Annotated in this window: 21 protein-coding genes and 1 other annotated feature; of the genes, 14 read left to right on the plus strand and 7 right to left on the minus strand. The window is 41.1% G+C overall.

The genetic code is table 11. From position 1 onward, the window contains the following. Positions 1–15 precede the first annotated feature (15 nt). The 8 genes from rimO (at position 16) to CGICJO_RS05185 (ending at position 9,019) form a co-directional block, all read left to right on the plus strand. On the plus strand, positions 16–1,347 hold the full coding sequence (rimO, locus tag CGICJO_RS05150; RefSeq protein WP_486499881.1) for a 30S ribosomal protein S12 methylthiotransferase RimO: 1,332 nt from the start codon (positions 16–18) through the stop codon (positions 1,345–1,347). Between the two features lie 32 nt (positions 1,348–1,379). Beyond that, positions 1,380–1,973, plus strand: a complete 594-nt coding sequence (gene pgsA / locus CGICJO_RS05155) for a CDP-diacylglycerol--glycerol-3-phosphate 3-phosphatidyltransferase (protein ID WP_486499882.1) — start codon at positions 1,380–1,382, stop codon at positions 1,971–1,973. A gap of 63 nt (positions 1,974–2,036) precedes the next feature. Next, positions 2,037–2,272: a binding site (T-box leader), on the plus strand. Positions 2,273–2,396: 124 nt separating this feature from the next. Further along, positions 2,397–3,032, plus strand: coding sequence for a serine O-acetyltransferase (gene cysE, locus CGICJO_RS05160; RefSeq protein ID WP_087376358.1), 636 nt, complete (start codon positions 2,397–2,399; stop codon positions 3,030–3,032). Continuing rightward, positions 3,029–4,435: a cysteine--tRNA ligase gene (gene cysS / locus CGICJO_RS05165; RefSeq protein WP_486499883.1), complete on the plus strand. Its 1,407-nt coding sequence runs from the start codon at positions 3,029–3,031 to the stop codon at positions 4,433–4,435. The genes cysE and cysS overlap by 4 nt, the downstream gene beginning before the upstream one ends. A 61-nt stretch (positions 4,436–4,496) precedes the next feature. After that, entirely contained in the window at positions 4,497–5,318 is an 822-nt protein-coding gene (locus tag CGICJO_RS05170; RefSeq protein WP_486499884.1) for a polysaccharide deacetylase family protein, read from the plus strand. Between the two features lie 119 nt (positions 5,319–5,437). After that, positions 5,438–5,809 (plus strand): GntR family transcriptional regulator, encoded by a 372-nt coding sequence (locus CGICJO_RS05175; protein WP_486499885.1) that lies wholly within the window; start codon positions 5,438–5,440, stop codon positions 5,807–5,809. A 3-nt stretch (positions 5,810–5,812) separates the two neighbouring features. After that, entirely contained in the window at positions 5,813–7,228 is a 1,416-nt protein-coding gene (locus CGICJO_RS05180) for a DUF5808 domain-containing protein (protein ID WP_486499886.1), read from the plus strand. 222 nt (positions 7,229–7,450) lie between these two features. Further along, on the plus strand, positions 7,451–9,019 hold the full coding sequence (locus CGICJO_RS05185; protein ID WP_486499887.1) for a dockerin type I domain-containing protein: 1,569 nt from the start codon (positions 7,451–7,453) through the stop codon (positions 9,017–9,019). 46 nt (positions 9,020–9,065) lie between these two features. Here the strand turns inward: CGICJO_RS05185 and CGICJO_RS05190 are convergent, their stop codons facing one another. From CGICJO_RS05190 to CGICJO_RS05220, 7 genes are all read right to left on the minus strand, one after another. Next, the gene (locus CGICJO_RS05190; RefSeq protein WP_486499888.1) at positions 9,066–11,426 is read right to left on the minus strand and encodes an endonuclease MutS2; all 2,361 of its coding nucleotides are present in this window, start codon (positions 11,424–11,426) and stop codon (positions 9,066–9,068) included. Between the two features lie 17 nt (positions 11,427–11,443). Then, positions 11,444–12,226, minus strand: a complete 783-nt coding sequence (recO, locus tag CGICJO_RS05195; RefSeq protein ID WP_486499889.1) for a DNA repair protein RecO — start codon at positions 12,224–12,226, stop codon at positions 11,444–11,446. After that, positions 12,168–12,353 carry a hypothetical protein gene (locus CGICJO_RS05200; RefSeq protein ID WP_158096196.1) on the minus strand — a complete coding sequence of 62 codons (186 nt, stop codon included), beginning with the start codon at positions 12,351–12,353 and terminating at the stop codon, positions 12,168–12,170. Before CGICJO_RS05200 ends, recO begins: the two co-directional genes overlap by 59 nt. Before the next feature lie 118 nt (positions 12,354–12,471). Next, positions 12,472–13,377, minus strand: a complete 906-nt coding sequence (era, locus tag CGICJO_RS05205) for a GTPase Era (RefSeq protein WP_486499890.1) — start codon at positions 13,375–13,377, stop codon at positions 12,472–12,474. Positions 13,378–13,532: 155 nt separating this feature from the next. Then, positions 13,533–14,033, minus strand: a complete 501-nt coding sequence (locus CGICJO_RS05210) for a diacylglycerol kinase family protein (RefSeq protein ID WP_486499891.1) — start codon at positions 14,031–14,033, stop codon at positions 13,533–13,535. A gap of 15 nt (positions 14,034–14,048) precedes the next feature. Beyond that, on the minus strand, positions 14,049–14,552 hold the full coding sequence (gene ybeY, locus CGICJO_RS05215; RefSeq protein ID WP_087376368.1) for an rRNA maturation RNase YbeY: 504 nt from the start codon (positions 14,550–14,552) through the stop codon (positions 14,049–14,051). After that, positions 14,539–15,483 (minus strand): PhoH family protein, encoded by a 945-nt coding sequence (locus CGICJO_RS05220; RefSeq protein ID WP_486499994.1) that lies wholly within the window; start codon positions 15,481–15,483, stop codon positions 14,539–14,541. Before CGICJO_RS05220 ends, ybeY begins: the two co-directional genes overlap by 14 nt. Positions 15,484–15,905: 422 nt before the next feature. Here CGICJO_RS05220 and CGICJO_RS05225 point away from each other — a divergent pair, with 422 nt between their 5' ends. From CGICJO_RS05225 to trmD, 6 genes are all read left to right on the plus strand, one after another. Beyond that, on the plus strand, positions 15,906–16,259 hold the full coding sequence (locus CGICJO_RS05225) for a sigma factor-like helix-turn-helix DNA-binding protein (protein WP_087376369.1): 354 nt from the start codon (positions 15,906–15,908) through the stop codon (positions 16,257–16,259). A gap of 35 nt (positions 16,260–16,294) precedes the next feature. Further along, the gene (gene ffh, locus CGICJO_RS05230) at positions 16,295–17,680 is read left to right on the plus strand and encodes a signal recognition particle protein (protein ID WP_486499892.1); all 1,386 of its coding nucleotides are present in this window, start codon (positions 16,295–16,297) and stop codon (positions 17,678–17,680) included. A gap of 86 nt (positions 17,681–17,766) precedes the next feature. Continuing rightward, entirely contained in the window at positions 17,767–18,009 is a 243-nt protein-coding gene (rpsP, locus tag CGICJO_RS05235) for a 30S ribosomal protein S16 (protein ID WP_087376371.1), read from the plus strand. Between the two features lie 39 nt (positions 18,010–18,048). After that, positions 18,049–18,282: a KH domain-containing protein gene (locus CGICJO_RS05240; RefSeq protein ID WP_087376372.1), complete on the plus strand. Its 234-nt coding sequence runs from the start codon at positions 18,049–18,051 to the stop codon at positions 18,280–18,282. Between the two features lie 95 nt (positions 18,283–18,377). Next, positions 18,378–18,890 carry a ribosome maturation factor RimM gene (gene rimM / locus CGICJO_RS05245; protein WP_486499893.1) on the plus strand — a complete coding sequence of 171 codons (513 nt, stop codon included), beginning with the start codon at positions 18,378–18,380 and terminating at the stop codon, positions 18,888–18,890. Continuing rightward, complete coding sequence (trmD, locus tag CGICJO_RS05250; protein WP_087376373.1) at positions 18,880–19,644, plus strand: tRNA (guanosine(37)-N1)-methyltransferase TrmD; 765 nt, start codon at positions 18,880–18,882, stop codon at positions 19,642–19,644. Before rimM ends, trmD begins: the two co-directional genes overlap by 11 nt. Positions 19,645–19,662 lie beyond the last annotated feature (18 nt).

Raw genomic sequence — 19,662 nt, forward strand, 5'->3', positions numbered from 1 at the left:
TTTGGAGATACTGAAATGGCGTATAAAGTTGGTATTATTTCTCTTGGATGTGCAAAAAACAGGGTAGATGCAGAAATGCTGTTGTACCGCATAAGAAACGCAGGCTACAAGCTCTGCGAGGATGTGGCGATGGCGGATGTGGCTATTATAAACACCTGCGGATTTATAGAGTCCGCAAAGCAGGAAAGCATTGAAGAAATTTTAGAGCTTTCAGAGCTTAAAAAAGAGGGCAAAATTAAGGCTATAATTGTGACGGGCTGTTTGGCAGAGCGTTACAAAGAGGAAGTTATGAAAGAAATTCCCGAAGCCGATGCAGTTGTGGGAATAGGCGCAAACGACGACATTGTAAAAATTATAGACGAGGTTTTGCAGGGTAAGAAACAGCAGTGCTTCCCGGATAAGCTTTTGCTTCCTTTGGAGGGCGGCAGAATACAGTCCACACCTTATTATTACGCATATCTTAAAATTGCCGAGGGCTGTGACAATCACTGCACCTACTGCGCAATTCCAATGATAAGAGGAAAATTCAGAAGCCGTAAAATGGAAGATATAATCGCAGAGGCTAAACATCTTGCAGAAAAGGGTGTAAAAGAACTTGTGGTTGTAGCTCAGGATACAAGCCTTTACGGAAAGGACATTTACGGCGAACTTATGCTTGCAAAGCTTTTGAAGAAGCTTTGTGAAATTGACGGTATCAGATGGATAAGAGTTTTGTACTGCTATCCGGACAAAATCACAGACGAGCTTTTGCAGGTTATGGCAGAGGAAGAAAAGATTGTAAAATATCTGGATTTGCCTTTACAGCACTGCAACGGCAGAGTTTTGAAGACCATGAACAGAAAGGGAAACAAAGAGGAGCTTGTAGAGCTTATCGCAAAGATAAGAGAAAAGGTTCCGGGAATTGTGCTTAGAACCACATTTATTGCAGGTTTCCCGACAGAAACAGAAGAGGAATTTGCAGAGCTTGAGAATTTCGCCAAAGAGGTGAGATTTGAGAGAGTTGGATGCTTTGCCTACTCACAGGAAGAAAACACACCTGCGGCAAAGCTTGAACCACAGATTCCAGAGAATGTTAAGGAAAGAAGAGCAGAAATTATAATGGAAAATCAGCAGGAAATCATGGAGGAGTTCTGCCAGAAGCTTGACGGAAAAACCATAGAAGTTCTTGTTGAGGGATATGACCAGTACGCCGAGTGCTTCTTCGGCAGAAGCGCTTGGGACGCTCCGGAGGTTGACGGAAGCGTGTTCTTTACTGTAACAGGCAGAAAACCTGCTCCCGGTGAATTTGTAAAAGTAAAAATTGATGATTTTCTTAATTGCGACCCCATAGGGGAAATGGTGGAGTAAGCAATTTTAAAAAATTGTAGAGGATGATTTTTATGAACCTGCCTAACAAACTTACGGTGCTTAGAATTTTGCTTGTTCCGTTTTTTGTGGCATCCCTTTTAATTCCTTTTCCGCACCATTATTTGGTGTCTTGTCTGATTTTTATTATGGCGTCTGTGACAGACTGCCTGGACGGAAAGCTTGCAAGAAAAAGAAACCTGGTGACGGATTTCGGAAAGTTTGCCGACCCATTGGCGGATAAAATCCTTGTTATTTCGGGTTTTGTCTGTTTCATAGCTTTGGGCATTACAGACCCTGTAATGGTAATAATAGTTTTGATAAGAGAGTTTACCGTAACCTCAATACGTCTTGTGGCGGCATCCCAGGGAAAGGTTGTTGCCGCAAATATTTGGGGCAAGGTGAAAACCGTAAGCCAGATTATTGCAATCTGCGCTGTAATGTTCAGCAGTTATATTTTGGAGCTTATGGACCTTAATATTATTTCTGTGTCATCGGAAGTTTATCAGCAGTTTAGCTCCGGATTTATGGTAATGGATCAGATTTTCCTTTGGGTGTCCACAATATTTGCCGTTATCTCCGGCGTTATCTATGTTATGGACAACAAACATGTAATTCAGGACTGGTAATAAGAAAAATCTTGCATTTGGATTTTCTTTGTTATATAATTAACTCAAAGTACATATAGTATTATAAATGCAGTGACCGGGAGAAGTACCGAAAACAAGACTTTACAGAGAGAAGCCTGTATGCTGAAATGGCTTTAATGAGGAGTTTCGGGAAATGCACCCGTGAGCAGACAGGGGGAAAAGAGTATCTCTGTACGGCAGTCACCGTTATATGACGCAGAAGGGTGCATACTATATTATATATAGTATACGCTGAACTTGGGTGGAACCACGATTTGAACCTACAAACCGTCCCTTTCATAGGGACGGTATTTTTTATATCCGCCGCCGGATAGGGTGATGTAAGCTTTGGGTTAGTGCTGCGGGGCAAGGGTTCACTTTGGAAATAAAAAACACGGCGGAAATAAAAAAAGAGGTGAGAGTGTGTTTAAGGCTTTGAAAGAGGATTTGGATTCTGTAATCGCCAGAGACCCGGCGGCGAGAAGCAGACTTGAGGTTTATTTCCTTTATTCGGGATTTAAGGCGGTTAGAGCATATAGAAAAGCAAATTGGTGCTTCAGACACAACCTGAAGTTTTTAGCAAGATATATTTCACAGAGAAGCAGACATAAGACGGGAATTGAAATTCACCCGGGAGCTACCATAGGAAAAGGTCTGTTTATTGACCACGGCATGGGCGTGGTTATAGGAGAAACCACGGTTATCGGTGATAACTGCACAATATATCAAAACGTAACCTTGGGCGGTACCGGTAAAGAACACGGAAAACGTCACCCAACACTTGGAAATAATGTAATGGTCGGTTCGGGCGCTAAGGTTTTGGGCCCATTTAATGTGGGCGATAATGCACGAATTGCCGCAGGTGCGGTAGTTTTAAGCGAGGTTCCGGCAAACGCAACGGCGGTTGGTGTTCCGGCTAAAATAGTAAAAATCGGCGATGTGAGAATGAATGAAAATCTCGACCAGATTCATATCTGCGACCCGATTGCACAGAAGATAAATATACTTGAAAATGAGATAGAAAACCTTAAAGCTGAATTGGAGGAGTTAAAGAAATGAAAATTTACAACACGCTGACAAGAAAAAAAGAAGAGTTTGTACCTTTGAAAGAGGGCGAGGCAAAAATTTATGCCTGCGGCCCTACAGTTTACAACTATATCCATATAGGAAACGCACGTCCTCTCTGTATCTTTGATATTCTCAGAAGATACATGGAGTACAGAGGATTGAAAGTTACCTTTGTTCAGAACTTCACAGATGTTGACGATAAAATCATCAACAAGGCAAACGAGGAAGGCACTGACTATATGACAATCTCCGAGAGATATATCGCAGAGTATAAAAAGGACGCTCAGGGTCTCGGAGTTAAAGAGGCAACAATTCACCCAAGAGCAACAGAGAACATCGACGAGATTATCTCTATTGTAAGCAAGCTTATTGAAAAGGGTTACGCTTATGTTGCATCAAACGGCGACGTTTACTTCAGCCCTCTTAAATTTGACGAATACGGCAAATTGAGCCACCAGCCTATTGAGGATTTGGAAGCAGGAGCAAGAATTTCCGTTGGCGAAGTTAAGGAAAACCCAATGGACTTTGCACTTTGGAAAGCTGCAAAGCCGGGCGAGCCATACTGGGAAAGCCCTTGGAGCAAGGGCAGACCGGGCTGGCATATTGAATGTTCCGCAATGGCAAGAAGATATCTGGGAGAAACAATCGATATTCACGGCGGCGGCCAGGACTTGATTTTCCCTCACCATGAAAACGAGGTTGCACAGAGCGAATGCTGCAACGGTGTTCCTTTTGCAAGATATTGGATGCACAACGGCTACATCAATGTTGACAACGTAAAGATGTCAAAGAGCCTTAACAACTTCTTTACCGTAAGAGATGTTGCAGAGAAGTACGGCTATGAGCCTATCAGATATCTGCTTATCTCCTCTCATTACCGCAGCCCGATAAACTATTCCGTAGAAAATATTGAGCAGTGCAAGGCGGCTTTGGAAAGACTTCACAACTGCTATGACAACCTTGTTTTCGCACTTTCAAAGGCTGAAAGCGGTGAAAAAGAGGGTGAAGCAGAGATAAAGGCAAAGCTTGACACTCACCGTGACGACTTTATCAAGGCTATGGATGATGACCTTAATACTGCCGACGCAATTTCCGCTATTTTCGAGCTTGCAAGAGATATCAACACATACACAGCGGCTTCAAACGCTCCTTCAAAGGAACTTTGCCAGTATGCACTTGATTTGTTCAACGAGCTTAACGACGTTATCGGCGTTATCACAATTAAAGAGGAAAAGAGCCTTGACGAGGAAATCGAAGCTCTTATCGCTGAGAGAACAGAGGCAAGAAAGAATAAGGACTGGGCAACCGCTGACAGAATCAGAGATGAGCTGAAAGCTAGACACATTGTTATTGAGGACACACCTCAGGGCATTAAGTGGAAATACGAGGAATAATAGTTAAATAAACAGAATTAAAAAAGAGGTCACCTCATAATTATTATGGGGTGATTTTTTTATGAAAATTTTTGTTCTTACAAAAAGGAATATTATTACTGCGGCAATTTGCTTGGTTCTGGCAGTTTCCGTTGGGGCAGTGAGTATCTTGGGATTGACAAAAACTCAGGAAACCGCCGAAAGTGAAAGAATTATCCCTATTTATAATGTGGACTGCGGAGATAAAAAAGTGGTTTCAATCTCTTTTGACGCCGCATGGGGCAACGAACAGACAGAGGATTTGCTGAATATATTGGATGAAAAAGATGTTAAGGCCACATTTTTCCTTGTGGGCGACTGGGTGGAAAAATATCCGGACTCTGTTAAGGAAATAGCCGCCGCTGGGCACGATATCGGAAACCACAGCAGTACTCACCCGAAAATGACGGAGCTTTCGAGGGATAAAATGATGGAAGAGATTGAAAACTGCAACAGCCTTATTAAAAATCTTACAGGAAAAGAAGTAACCCTTTTCAGACCGCCCTATGGTGATTACAACAATTCAGTTGTGGAAACGGTAAATTCCTGCGGAATGTACTGTGTACAGTGGGATGTGGATTCTCTGGACTGGAAAGACCCCACAGCTCAGGATATGGTGGATAGAATAAAAAGCAAAATCTGCCCCGGCTCAATCATTTTAATGCACAACGGCGCCACAAATACCCCGGAGGCTCTTCCTATGATTATTGATGCGGTTAGAGAAATGGGTTATGAGTTTGTTCCAATATCGGAGCTTTTGCTGAAATGTGATTACACAACAGACCATAAGGGAACAATGATTCCGGCAGAACCCGAAGCCAAAACGGAAAGCACAACAGCCGAAATAACAAAAGAGAGTACATAACAACAAAGCCGTGGTTTTAAAGCCACGGTTTTATTTTATAATTTTCTTTAAAATAATTATCTTTTGTATTCTCTGTATTATAATTAGTAATACAGAGAATACAAGAAAGAGGTGATAATATGCTTTTGGAGTTGGATTTTTCAAGTGATATACCTATTTATATGCAGATACGCAACAGTATCGTGGTGGGAATTGCCGGAGGGGAACTGAGGGCAGGCGAGAAGCTTCCCACTATCAGGGGTCTTGCCGATGAGGCCGGTGTGAATATGATGACGGTCAATAAAGCATATTCACTGTTAAAGCAGGAGGGTTACATAATCACCGACAGAAGAAACGGAGCTTATGTTAATCCAAATATAAATTCCCCTCAGGCTCAGAAAGAAGAACAAATAAAAAAATTAAAGCTTGTAATTTCCGAAATGAAACTCAACGGCGTTACAGAAGAAGAATTTCTCAATATATGCCGTGAGATTTTTCAGGAAAAGGAGTAGTTTATGAGTGACATAGTATTTAAAATAGTGATGTTTGTCTGCTTTTATATGGCTTTGCCTATTATGTACGGTATGCTTAGAAACGAGGCGAAACCTAAGAAAAATCTTTTGATAGGAGCTACAATTCCCATGTGGGAACGTGACGGAAAAGAAGTTCAGAACATTGTAAAGGAATATAAAAAAGCTATGGATATATCATTTGTTGTTCTTACGCTGCTTTCCTTGGCAATGTTTTTCTTTAATTACACGTCTGTGTTTTTTACGTTCGCTATGGTATGGCTTGTTGTGGCTATGATTGTTCCTTTTTCTGTATATGTAAAGTATAGAAGTAAGCTTATAAAGCTGAAAAAGGAAAATGGCTGGAACGGTTATTCAATGAATAAGGTTGCGGTTGATACAAAAGCCGCAGTGGGTGAAATAAAAATTCTCAACATGAAATGGTTTATTGCGCCTACAGTGCTTTCCTTTATCCCTGTACTTTTGGGAATATGGGATTTAATAAAGTCAAACGGTGATATAATGGGCATTGTTTCCATAAGCGTATGTGCAGCAATGTTTCTCACGGTTTTGTTTTGCCCTTTGTTTTATCATTTTATAAACAGACAGAAAAAGGACGCAATAAACAGGGATGTAAACATTACAAATTTACTTACCCGTGTGAGAAGATATAACCAGACTAAAATGTGGCTTGTCTGCGCATGGCTTACCGCCCTTTACAATATTTCAGTTTATATATTTATGAAGCTTAACTATGCCGGACTTGGTTTTATAATAGCTTCAATATTGTACACAATTTTGCTTATGTATTTTGCAATACGATGTGAAATGGTGGTTAGAAAGGCTCAGCAGAAGATTTCCGAAACTGCCGTGGATGAAAAATATTTTGACGATGACGACAAGTGGATTGGCGGTCTTTTTTACTACAATCCCAACGATGTCCACAATGTAGTCAACGCCCGTATAGGAATAGGAACCACAATGAATATGGCAAAGCCTGCCGGTAAAATCCTCATGGGATTTTCAGTGCTGTGTATTTTGGCAATGCCAATTCTGGGTATCTGGCTTATGACTGAAGAATTTACACCTATTAAAATTGAAACCACAGAAAATAGCATAGAGGTAGTTCATGTTGTAAAGGAATACGAAATACCCGTTGAGGATATTGTTTCTTATGATGTGACAAATGACCTGCCATCAATGAACAAAATTATAGGTTCCAATATGGATAAGCTTTATAAAGGACAGTTCAATGTAAAGGGTTACGGCTCCTGCAATGTGTGTCTTGACCCAACCGGTGATGAGTTTCTTTGGATTACCACCAATGACCGGGACGGTGAAAAGATATATATAATCGGCGTTGACGATAAAGAGGTTATGGAAAACACCCTTGAATTTATTGAGGAGGCGGTAAAAGCATAAATCCTATTAAGCGTTACGGGAAATTCAGCCTGCATGGTTTAAAGCTGTGCAGGCTTAAATTTTTATGAAATGTTGTTAGTTTAAATATTTTTTGACAAATAATATAAAGGAAAGTTAAACCCTCATTGACTTGAATTGTTTATGATGATATCATATATAAACAGTTATAATTAGTATGGATGCTTCGTGCTATAGCGTCCGTGCAAAAATGGAGGTTTAAAAATGAAAAAGAAAAAAATTCTGTCGGTGCTGCTGACCGCAGTTTTGCTTTTGTCAGCTATGCCTGCATACTCACTTGCGGCTGAGGGAGAAGTGGATGTAAATGCTGAAAATTTCCCGGATGAGGCTTTCAGAAGCTATGTTTCCGAAAACATTGACAAAGACCAAAACGGAAGTCTTTCTCAGGACGAGATAAATCTGGTGTTTTTCCTGAATGTAGGAAATATGGGGATATCTGATTTAACCGGTATTGAATATTTTACAAAACTTATATCTCTCAACTGTAACAATAACAATATTACAAGCCTGGATTTAAGTAAAAATACTGCGCTTTTGGGACTTCTTTGCCAATATAATAAGCTTACAGAGCTTGATTTAAGCCAAAATTCCAAGATGGAAGCAGTTACCGCCAATGATAATGAAATTGAAAATATCAAATTCAACGAAAATGCTCCTATAGAGAATATAGAGTTGATGAACAACAAGCTGACATCTATTGAGATAGTAAACGCTGACAAACTTGAGTTTTTATCATTAGACAGCAATAATCTCGAAAGCTTAAATCTTGAGGGCTGTGTTAATTTGACAAAGCTGTATTGCAGAAATAATCAGCTCACTTCTCTGGATTTAAGCGACTGCAATAAGCTTGATTTTTTCAACTGCACTAACAATAAGCTTACAGAATTAAATATGGGTTCAAGCCAGGTTCTCACCAATTTCCTTTGTGACAAGAACCAGCTTACTTCTCTGGATTTAAGCAAAAATACAGGTTTAGTGAGCGTAATGTGCAAGAATAATAATCTCACAAATCTTAATGTAAACAATCTTGACAAGCTTACAGATTTGGATTGCAGAAGCAATCAGCTTTCCTCTCTTGATTTAAGCGACAACACTGCGCTGTCCTTTCTAAACTGCAATGACAATAAGCTTTCAAATATTGATTTAAGTAAAAACAAAAATATGGAAAGCTTATATTGCATGAATAATAGTCTTATAGATATTGATGTGACAAATAATACAAATTTAATAGATTTCTATTGTGATAAAAATAAGATTACAAGTCTTGATGTAAGCAATAATATAAAATTGGAGGACCTTTCCTGCGCTTTAAATAACATTACAAGCCTTGACTTAAGCAAAAATACAGCCCTGAAGTCATTGTCCGGCTACGGAAATCAGTATACAATAGAGATTGTAAACGGAAAATTTGACCTTACAACTCTTCCGGGAAGCTTTGACGTTTCAAAGGCAAGCGATTGGTACGGCGGCTCTGTAGAGGGAAATATTTTAACCGTAAGGGACGGTATCTCAAATGTTGACTACAACTATGATTTCGGCAACGGAAAATCAGATTCATTTACTTTGAAAGTAGTAAGAAAAGATGATGTTGTAGAGGGCGACGTTAATATGGACGGAGTAATGAATATCAACGACGCAACTGCTATTCAGATGTATCTTGCAGGAATTTCTCTCGAGAAATTTAATGCAGACGCCGCAGATATAAACAACGACGGAGATATTTCAATTTTGGATGTAACAGCATTGCAGATAAAGTTATCTGAAAGTAACTGATTAACCTAATAATTAACCCCACGCAATTTAATGCGTGGGGTTTCTTTTATTTCAGTTCTACTATTGTAACACCGCTTTCGCCTTCGCCGAAAACGCCTAATCTGTAGGATTTTACGTATTTGTTTCTCTTTAAGTGCATTTGAATTTCTTTTCTGAGTACACCGGTTCCTTTTCCGTGTATTATGGTCAAGGTGTTTACATTTGAAAGAAGGGCGGAGTCTATTGCGCTTTCAACCTCCATTATCGCCTCTATCGCCGTCATTCCTCTTACGTCGATTTCCGTTGAAGCGTGGATATCAACATTTTTAGTGACGGTTCTCGGCTTTCTGGTCTGGGTTGTGGTGACTTTTGCTTCTTCTACAAGTCGCAGATTTGAAAGCTTGACTCTGGTTTTGATGATTCCAGCCTGTACCTGTACGTTTCCGTTTTTATCAGGCAGTGACAGAACAGTTCCCTTTTTGTCTATATCGTAAATAAGAACTGTATCGCCCACTTTCAGAGGTCTTGGAAGAGTGTAGCCGCTGTTGTCGGCGGATTTTGCCACTGGGTCTGCATGGTCTTCCATGGACTTTATGCTCTTTTTGAGCTTTGCCTTGCTTTCGGCGTCTGCTGCGGATTTCTGCTTCTTGATTTTCTCGATTTCATCAAGGAGGGCGTAGGCTTCCGCTCTTGTTTTGGCGGTTATAGCCTGGGCTTCCGCTTTTGCTTTTTCGATTTCCTTTTCCGCCTGTTCCTGAATCAGCTTTCTTTCCTTTATTGCTTCTTCACGTTCACGGCGTGCCTGAGATTTCAGCCTGTCGGCTTCTTTCATCTTCTGCTCAAGAGTTTGACGGCGGTTTTCCAAAGTTTCAACAAATGTTTCAAACTCTCTGCTTTCCTCGGAAACAAGCTCTTTGGCGCGTGCCACAATATCTGCGTCAAGTCCCAGTCTTTTTGATATTGCAAAAGCGTTACTCTTTCCGGGAACGCCTATTAAAAGTTTATATGTTGGTCTTAAAGTAGCTACGTCAAATTCACAGCAGCCGTTTTCAACGCCTCTTGTCTTTAATGCGTAGGCTTTAAGCTCAGCATAGTGGGTGGTTGCGGCGATTTTTGAACCGCAGAAACGAAGCTTTTCAAGAATTGAAATAGCAAGAGCTGCGCCCTCAACCGGGTCTGTTCCTGCTCCCAGCTCATCCACAAGACAAAGGCTTGAACGGTCGGCAACCTTGATTATGTCGATAATGTTTGTCATGTGGGCGGAGAATGTGGACAGGGATTGTTCAATGCTCTGTTCGTCGCCTATATCAACAAGGATTTTTTTGAAAACTGAAAGCTTGCTGTTTTCACGGCATGGGGTCATAAGTCCGCACATTGCCATAAGGGAGAGAAGTCCTATTGTTTTCAGTGAAACTGTTTTACCGCCGGTGTTTGGACCTGTGATAACAAGGGTGTCAAAGTCCTTTCCCAGAGAAATATCAGTTGGTACAACCTTATCTTTGGCGATAAGGGGATGACGTGCGTTTTTCAAATCAATTATTCCACGGTCGTTAAGCTCCGGCACAACGGCGTTCATCTTGTAGCCTAAATTTGCCTTTGCAAAGATAAGGTTTAAATCAACCAAATTGTGGTAGCTTCCGGAAATGCTGTCCGCAAAACCTCCTGCAAGGGCGGAAAGCTCGAATAAAATTCTCTCGATTTCGTCGGCTTCCTTTCCCTGCAACACCTTTATATCGTTGTTTGCCTGAACAACGCCCATAGGCTCTATGAAGATTGTAGCGCCGCTGGATGATGTGTCGTGAACAAGTCCCGGCACGTTTCCACGACATTCGGCTTTAACAGGTACAACAAATCTTCCGTCACGCTGGGTAACTATGAAATCCTGCAAGTACTTTTGATAGGTACTGCTGTGGATTATTTTGTCGAGAATTTCTCTCGCCTTTGATGAAGCGGTTCTTATTTTTCTTCTTATATCATAAAGTGTTGAGGATGCGTTGTCGGCAATTTCCTCTTCTGACAAAATGCAGGTATTGATTTTGTCCTCCAAAAACTTGTTTGGAGAAAGTCCCTCAAAGCGGAAATCAAGACTTGTTTCTATTCCCGCAGATTTGCTTCTCCACTCTTTAAGGGAACGGATTATTCTCAGTGTTTCAGAGATTTTCAAAAGCTCTGAGGCGGTAAGACATCCGCCGGCTTCCGCTCTTCTCAAAGAGTTTGTGACGTTTTTAACTCCTCCGAATGATGGAGTGCCGAAACGTCCGATGAGTACATAGGCGTCGTCTGTTTCCTTTAACAGTGCAGACGCTCTTTTCAAATTTGTTTCAGGTTCAAGCTGTTCTGCCAAAACTCTGCTGTCCTCGCAGGTGGTTTCATCAGCCAGCATTTTTAATATTTTATCAAGCTCAAGGGCTTTATAATGTCTGTTCATATTTTCCTCTTTATTTCTCATATTACTTTAGGCGGAGTTTTGGAGTATCCAGCCATAAATTTGTAAAAGGTCAAGGTTTGAAAATCCCTTTCAAGCATATAACTCATAAACTGCTCGGTGGCTGTGTTAAGAAGAATAAGGCTTTCCTCAGGAAGATTAAAGGAAAAAAGCTTGCTTTCCTCGGCGTAAATTGTGTGCCTTAGTGCCCTTGTGACGCCTTTTCCTAAAAGTAATGCGTAAGGGAGCTTTTCCTGACTTATGCACTTGTCGCAGGTCAATATGCCCTCTCTTGGTATAAAGTACATATTGTCGCTTTCGTAACAGCCGCAGCCGCTGCACATTGTAAGCTGCGGCTGATATCCTGCATAGCACATAAGGCGCATTTCCACACAGGCTTTTACAAGCAGAGGATGACGTTTGTTTTCGGAGAGAAGATACAGACCGTTTAAAATAACCTTGAGTTGATTTTCCGCAGGCTGTCCATGGGGGCAGATGTGCATGGCGAGCTCACAAAAATACTGTGCCATACACATGTTTTCTACGTTTCTGCGAAGCTTTGAAAACATATCTACAACCTTTGCTTCGTCAATTATAAATGTATCCTTGTTTTTTCCGCTGTACACCACAAGCTGTGAATAGCAGAGAAGCTGGGTTGCAGCTCCCTTGGGACTTCTGATGTTTTTTGCGCCTTTTACAAAAGCACGTATCAGACCCATGTCGGCTGTTACTGCGGTTACAAGTTTATCCTTTTCTCCTACTGTCTGTTCCTTTACTATCAGACCATGTGTGGTCAACCTCATTTTTTGCCTCCGTTATACAGGAAATGGCATTTGAAAAATCCTTGTTTTCTTCTTTGCCTTTATATGCCAGATAATCCAGCACACTTCCCGTATTCCAAAACCTTTCCCAGTTCTTATCCCGTGTCATATCATCACCTCGTGATATAATTATACTTCACAGGTCATGAGGATTAAGGGATTTATTTGTATTGGTTTTATTTACCTTATTGTTTTAAAAGCTTTTATTTTGTAATAAGGGTGATTTATCAGTCAAAGTCGCTTTTGTCAAAGCCGAAGCTTTTCAAAAGTCCCTCACGGTTTCTCCAGTCCTCTTTTACCTTTACCCAGGTTTGGAGATTTACCTTGCAGTCAAAAAAGTTTTCCATATCCTGTCTTGCCTGACTGCTGATTTTTTTAAGCATTGAACCGCCTTTACCGATGATTATACCCTTGTGGCTGTCCTTTTCGCAGTAGATTGTTGCGTCAACATCCATAATGTCGCTTCCGTCGTCACGGGTTCTCATTTTTTCAACTACAACAGCTGTGCCGTGGGGGATTTCTCTGTCTGTAAGGCGGAGAATTTTTTCTCTTATCATTTCTGCGGCAAGGTTTCTTTCAGACTGGTCTGTGAGAGCATCCTCCTCAAAGAAATGACCGCCCTCCATAGCAAATTCCTTTAAAGCTTCTTTAAGCTCGTTTATTCCGTCGCCGTCATGGGCGGAAACAGGAACGATAGCCGCAAAGTCGTAAAGCTTTGAATACTTTAAAATCTGCGCCATCAAAACCTCTTTGTTTTTAAGGGTGTCTATTTTGTTAATGGCTAAAATTGCCGGAAGGTCAAGTGACTTGAATTTTTCGATGAGCATAAGCTCTGTCTGTGTGGGTTCTCTGTCGGCCTCTGTCACAAGCAAGCAGGCGTCAACGCCGGAAACGGACTCGTTTACGGAACGAACCATGTATTTGCCCAAAGATGTTTTTGGCTTGTGCATACCCGGTGTGTCTATGAAAACAAGCTGGTCGTCACCCTCGGTGAGAACGCCCATTATTCTTGTTCTTGTGGTCTGGGGTTTATTTGAAACTATGGCAACCTTTTGTCCTATCATTGCGTTGAGGATTGAAGATTTTCCCACGTTTGGTCTTCCTACTATGGCTATAAATGCTGATTTCTGCATAATTAGTCCTTTCTTTATCTATATTTAATTTGTATTTTTGTTTTATGTATTATTTTAAGATATATCATAGAAAAAATCAAGAAAAAAGCTGTTTCCGCAAAAATGTAATGTGCAGAAACAGCCTTTTTAAGGAGTTAGTTATATGAAAAAAATTGTCAACTGATTTTATCCCGCTTTTGAGCTATGTCCAAATTCTTATTTTTAAACAGTCTTGGAAAAAAGCATATAAACAAAAGGGAAACAACAACCGATAAAGCAAGGGGAATTATAAGCAGGGGATTGTCTGCAAAGTAAAAAATAATTCTTTTAAATGCTTCAATATCCCAGAAAAGGATAATTCCCACAGCCGCAGCTCCTATTGATACCAGCAAAACTGCGCCGGAAGCGACGTCTTTTACCGATTTTATCATGGGGTGATATTCCTTTGTGCAGTAGTCGCACAGTGTTTCGATGGCGGTGTTGAAGGTTTCTGCCGCCATAACAAGGAAAATCACCGTCACCAGCAGCGCCCATTTTGTTTTTGTCATGTCGTAGAAATTTGCAAAGACAAGAACATATACAGCCGCCACTAGGTGAAACCTCATGTGTCCCTCGTTTAAAAATGTATACAGTATTCCTTCTGCCGAAACCTTAAAGCTTTTTAACTGCTTTTTCATTTCAGTGGGAATTTGTTAAGGCTCAATATAGCTGGAAGAGGCGGGAAGTCCCAGCTGCTCCATAACAAGCTCTTCTTTTTCTCTCATTCTAACACGCTCAAGATTGTTGTTCTCGTGGTCATAGCCGAGAAGATGCAGCATGCTGTGAGCGGTGAGAAATCCGACTTCTCTTTGCAGGCTGTGGCCGTATGCCTTTGCCTGTTCCTGAGCCTTTTCAATGGAGATAACAATATCGCCGAGAATTTTGGCACCTGTTTCCGGGTTTACGTCATAAACGCCGTTTTCGCCCATAGGAAAAGACAGAACGTCGGTTTCAATGTTTTTGTTTCTGTACTGAGCGTTATATTCTTTTATCTGCTCGTTGTTTACAAAGGTAACGCTTACTTCCACCGAGCCTTCAAACTTTTCCATTCTCAAAACTGCGTTGCAGCATCTGCGAATGAGCATTCTCAGTCCGGTGGGGATTTTAATGTCTTTTTGTTTGTTTGTGATGATAACTCTGATTTTATTGTCTGTCATTCCTTTTCCTTGCCTCCTCGTTTTTTTCGTATGCCTTGATAATGTCCTGAACAAGCTTGTGTCTTACAACGTCTTTTTCGGAGAAGTTGCATCTTGCTATGTCGTCAACATTTCTCAGCACCCTTATACAGTCTTTAAGTCCGCTTCGCACACCGGACGGCAGGTCAATCTGGGTAATATCGCCGGTGATAACCATTTTGGAGTTGAATCCCAGTCTGGTTAAGAACATTTTCATTTGTTCCGGTGTTGTGTTCTGCGCTTCGTCAAGAATGATAAAGCTGTCATCAAGAGTTCTGCCCCTCATATATGCCAAAGGAGCTACTTCAATGTTTCCACGTTCAAAATACTTTTGATAACCCTCCGTGCCAAGCATATCAAAAAGGGCGTCGTACAAAGGTCTTAAATAGGGGTCAACCTTGCTTTGAAGGTCGCCGGGCAAAAATCCCAGCTTTTCACCTGCTTCTACGGCAGGTCTTGTCAAAATAATTCGGTTTACCTCTTTTGCACGAAAAGCAGTAACTGCCATGGCAACGGCAAGGTAGGTTTTTCCTGTTCCGGCAGGGCCTACCCCGATGGTTATGGTGTTGTTTTTGATACAAGAGCAATAATTTTTCTGACCCATAGTTTTCGGCTTTATGGGTTTGCCCTTCGCTGTGATACAGATACAGTCACCGGCGAGTGTTTCGATTTTTTCGTCGCTTCCCTCGTTTACAAGGGACATGCAGTATCTGATATTCTGGTCGTTGAGGGCTTCGCCCTTATTTATAAAGGAAAGAAGACCGTCTATGACTTTGGCAGCTTTCATTACGTTTTCGGCATCTCCGGAAATTTTAAGTTCGCTGTCTCTGATTAAAACGGAAACATTATATTCCTTTTCGATGGTTTTTATGTTTTGGTCAAAGCTTCCGAAAAGGGCAACTGCTGTTTCCATTCTGTCGATATTGATGATATGTTCCGTAAGCAAACAACTCCATTACACAAGAATTTTAAACAGTTCTACAGGTTAAAGTATAGCACACTTGAAGGGTTCTGTCAGTAAAAAATGAAAAAATTTGTTTATAAAACATAAAATTCGTATATTAGCACAAAGTATTATGTTAAAAGTGTTGTTTTTGTTGTTTATTTTTGGTACTTGTTCTGATTTTGGTTATTTTCTTTTTTAACACTATGGTCAATGTGTAAAAAATTAAGCCTTGTTTAACAGAAGTTCCGTAAATTTGAATTTTTTTGTATCTCAGCGGTTATTATTGTTTAACAGTAAAGAAAAAAGCTTGACAAAGACACCTAAACATAGTATAATCTTCAAGGTGTAATGAAAAAAACTTTACAGCATGAAAAACGGGAGGGCTTTTAATGGAAAAAGACATTAGAATTTCCCTTTTGTTTGATTTCTACGGCCCTGTGCTTTCCGATAAAATCAGGAAAGCCGTGGATTTATACCACAACGACGACTTGTCCCTTTCTGAAATCTCTCTGGAAATGGGAATAACAAGGCAGGGCGTCAGAGATTTGGTAAAAAGAGGAGAACAGAGGCTTTTGGAATATGAAAGCCAGCTTAAACTCTTTGAAAGATTCAACAATGTGAAATCCGGTATTGAGGAAATAAAAACTATTTCCGAAAGGATTATTACTGAAAGCTCACAAAGTCCTCAGGAGGACGCAAAAAAGATTGAGGAGATTGCGGAAAAAATTGTTGAAGAATTTTGATTAAAATCTACTATGAACAGCGGGAGGCGTAACAGATGGCTTTTGAGGGTTTGTCAGAAAAGCTTGGCAATGCGTTTAAACGTCTTAAAAATAAGGGAAAGCTTAAAGAATCCGACGTTAAAGAGGCTATGCGAGAAGTGCGAATGGCGCTTCTGGAAGCCGACGTAAACTACAAGGTTGCAAAAGATTTTACAAACAAAGTTACTGAACGTGCAATAGGCTCAGATGTTATGGAAAGCCTTACACCTGCGCAGATGGTAATTAAAATAGTAAATGAAGAGCTTACACAGCTTATGGGCGGAGAAAGCGAAAGACTTGATTTTGCGTCAAAGCCGCCTACAGTTATTATGATGTGCGGCTTGCAGGGTTCAGGTAAAACCACACATTCAGGTAAGCTTGCCATATATCTTAAAAAACAGGGTCACAGACCATTGCTTGCTGCCTGCGATATTTACAGACCTGCGGCTATTGAACAGCTGAAGGTTGTGGGAAACAAGGCAAACGCCCCTGTATTTGAAATGGGAAAAACAAATCCCGTTAAAATTGCCAAAGAGGCAATAAAATATGCAAAGGACCACGGAAACGATATTGTTATTCTGGATACCGCAGGCCGTCTGCATATAGATGAAGCTCTTATGAATGAGCTTAAAGACATCAAAAAAGAGGTAAATCCAAACGAGATACTTCTTGTTATAGACTCCATGACAGGTCAGGACGCAGTTAATGTGGCAAAGAGCTTTAATGACCTTTTGGACATTACCGGCGTAATCCTCACAAAGCTGGACGGCGACACCAGAGGCGGTGCGGCTCTCTCAGTAAAGACAGTTACCGGCAGACCTATAAAGTTTGTGGGTGTGGGCGAAAAGCTTGAGGACTTGGAGGTTTTCCACCCTGACAGAATGGCAAGCCGAATTTTAGGTATGGGCGATGTGCTCACACTTATTGAAGAGGCTGAAAGCAAGTTTGACCGCAAAAAGGCGGAGGAGCTTGCAGAGAAGATGACAAAAAACAAGCTGGACTTCAACGACCTTTTGGGTCAGTTCGAGCAGATTAAGAAGATGGGCCCGATAAAGGGAATCCTTTCAAAGCTGCCGGGCATGGAAAAGAAGATAGACAGCATGGACATAAACGAAAGACAGATTGACTGGACACAGGCAATAATTCTTTCAATGACACCTGAGGAAAGAGCAAATCCTTCCCTTATCAATCCTTCAAGAAAGAGAAGAATTGCGGCAGGCTCAGGAAGAACAGTTGAAGAGGTCAACAGACTTTTGAAACAGCTCGAGCAGATGCAGAAAATGATGCGCCAGCTCAGCGGAAAAAGCGGAACAAAGAAAAAAGCCCGCAGACTTCCGGGACTTGGCGGTATGCCTTTCAACGGAGGCAATAACGGCGGAAACGGCGGTTTCCCCGGAATGTAAAAAGCAGTTCAGCCGGAGTTTTATCCGGATGGATATATAAATTGTAAATCTTAAAATAAAAAATACTCAATTCGGAGGTAATTCAAATGGCAGTAAAGATTAGACTTCGCAGAATGGGCGCAAAGAAAGCTCCTTTCTATCGTGTAGTAGTAGCAGATTCAAGATATCCAAGAGACGGACGTTTCATCGAGGAAATCGGCACATACAATCCAGTTGCAAAGCCAGCTGAGGTAAATATCGACGCTGAGGCTGCAAAGAAGTGGATTGCAAACGGTGCACAGCCAACAGATACAGTAAAGGCTCTCCTCAAGAAGAACAACATCCTTTAATTCGGAAAAGAATTCATCTGACCGAAAGGAAGATAAATTATGGAGAATTTATTGCTGACCGTAGCCAAAGGACTTGTAAACGAGCCGGAGAAGGTTAGCGTTACCGTTGACGAACCCAAAGAGGACGGCACAGTGGTTTATCACATCCACGTTGCAGAGGACGACATGGGAAGAATTATCGGTAAGCAGGGCCGCATTGCAAAGGCTATCCGTACAGTAGCACGCAGCGTGGCTATCAGAAACGACCAGAAGGTTATGGTGGAAATCGACTGATATTAAAAGAGCAAAGAAAAAGCTTTGCTCTTTTTTGTTATCACCGTGGAAAAATTCTTTTGATGTCTGCCCTTAGGGCGGAAAGGAATTACATTATGCTTAAAAAATATTTGGAAGCCGGAAAGATTGTGGGAACACACGGAATTAAAGGGGAAGTAAGGGTGGAAACCTGGTGCGATTCCCCGGTGTTTTTCAGCAAGCTTAAAAAGGTTTATCTTAAAAACGGCGAAACAGAGCTTTTGGTAAAAAGCCGTCCCCATAAAAATATAGCAATAATGAAAATTGCAGGTATAGATACCATAGAAGCTGCCGATAAATATCTTGGCAAGGTTGTTTACATGGACAGAGAACATGCCAATTTGCCGGAAGACACTTTCTTTATCGTGGATTTAATCGGTCTTGATGTGGTTGATATGGACAGCGGCAGTGTTTACGGGAAAATTTCAGATGTTTTTAAAACCGGAGCCAACGATGTTTACGAGGTTACAGACAATGAAAATAAAAAATATCTTGTGCCGGTAATCGACGATGTGGTTAAGGAGATAAATCCAAAGGATGGTTTTGTGAAAATTATTCCCATGAAAGGAATTTTTGACGATGAGGATTGATCTTATAACTCTTTTTCCCGAGATGTGTCAGAATGTAATGTCGGAGAGTATAATAGGAAGGGCGCAAAATAAAGGAGCATTAAAAATAGAATGTCACCAGCTTAGAGATTATGCCTTTGACAAACATAAAAGAGTGGACGACGCACCTTACGGCGGCGGAATGGGTATGCTGCTTATGGCTGAACCGATTGCCCTGTGCTTTGAGGATATTTGTAAACAGGTGGGGGAAAAACCATACTTTATATATATGTCACCTCAGGGTAAGGTTTTAAATCAGCAGAAAATAAAGGAAATATCAAAAAACGAGAATATTTGTATTCTTTGCGGACACTATGAAGGTGTAGACCAACGTGTCCTGGACGCATATGTTGATGAGGAAATATCAATAGGGGACTATGTTCTCACAGGCGGCGAGCTTCCGGCTTTGGTACTTATGGACGCTTTAAGCAGAATGGCTCCGGGAGTTTTAAGCGACGACGAGTGCTTCACGGTGGAAAGTCACTACAACGGCATGCTGGAATATCCCCAGTTTACAAGACCTAATCCATGGCGTGGTGTTGAAGTTCCGCCGGTAGTAATCAGCGGCGACCATGCCAAGGTGGATAAGTGGAGATATGAGCAAAGTTTAATATCTACTGCGCAAAAAAGGCCTGATTTGCTTGAAAAACTGGATTTAACACCGGAAGAAAAGCAAAGAATATACAGTCTTGCCGAGGAAAAAACGGCGTCAAAAACACAAATAAACACCGATTAAAGGAGTATATTCCTTATT

The organism is Candidatus Limousia pullorum, from assembly GCF_057405065.1.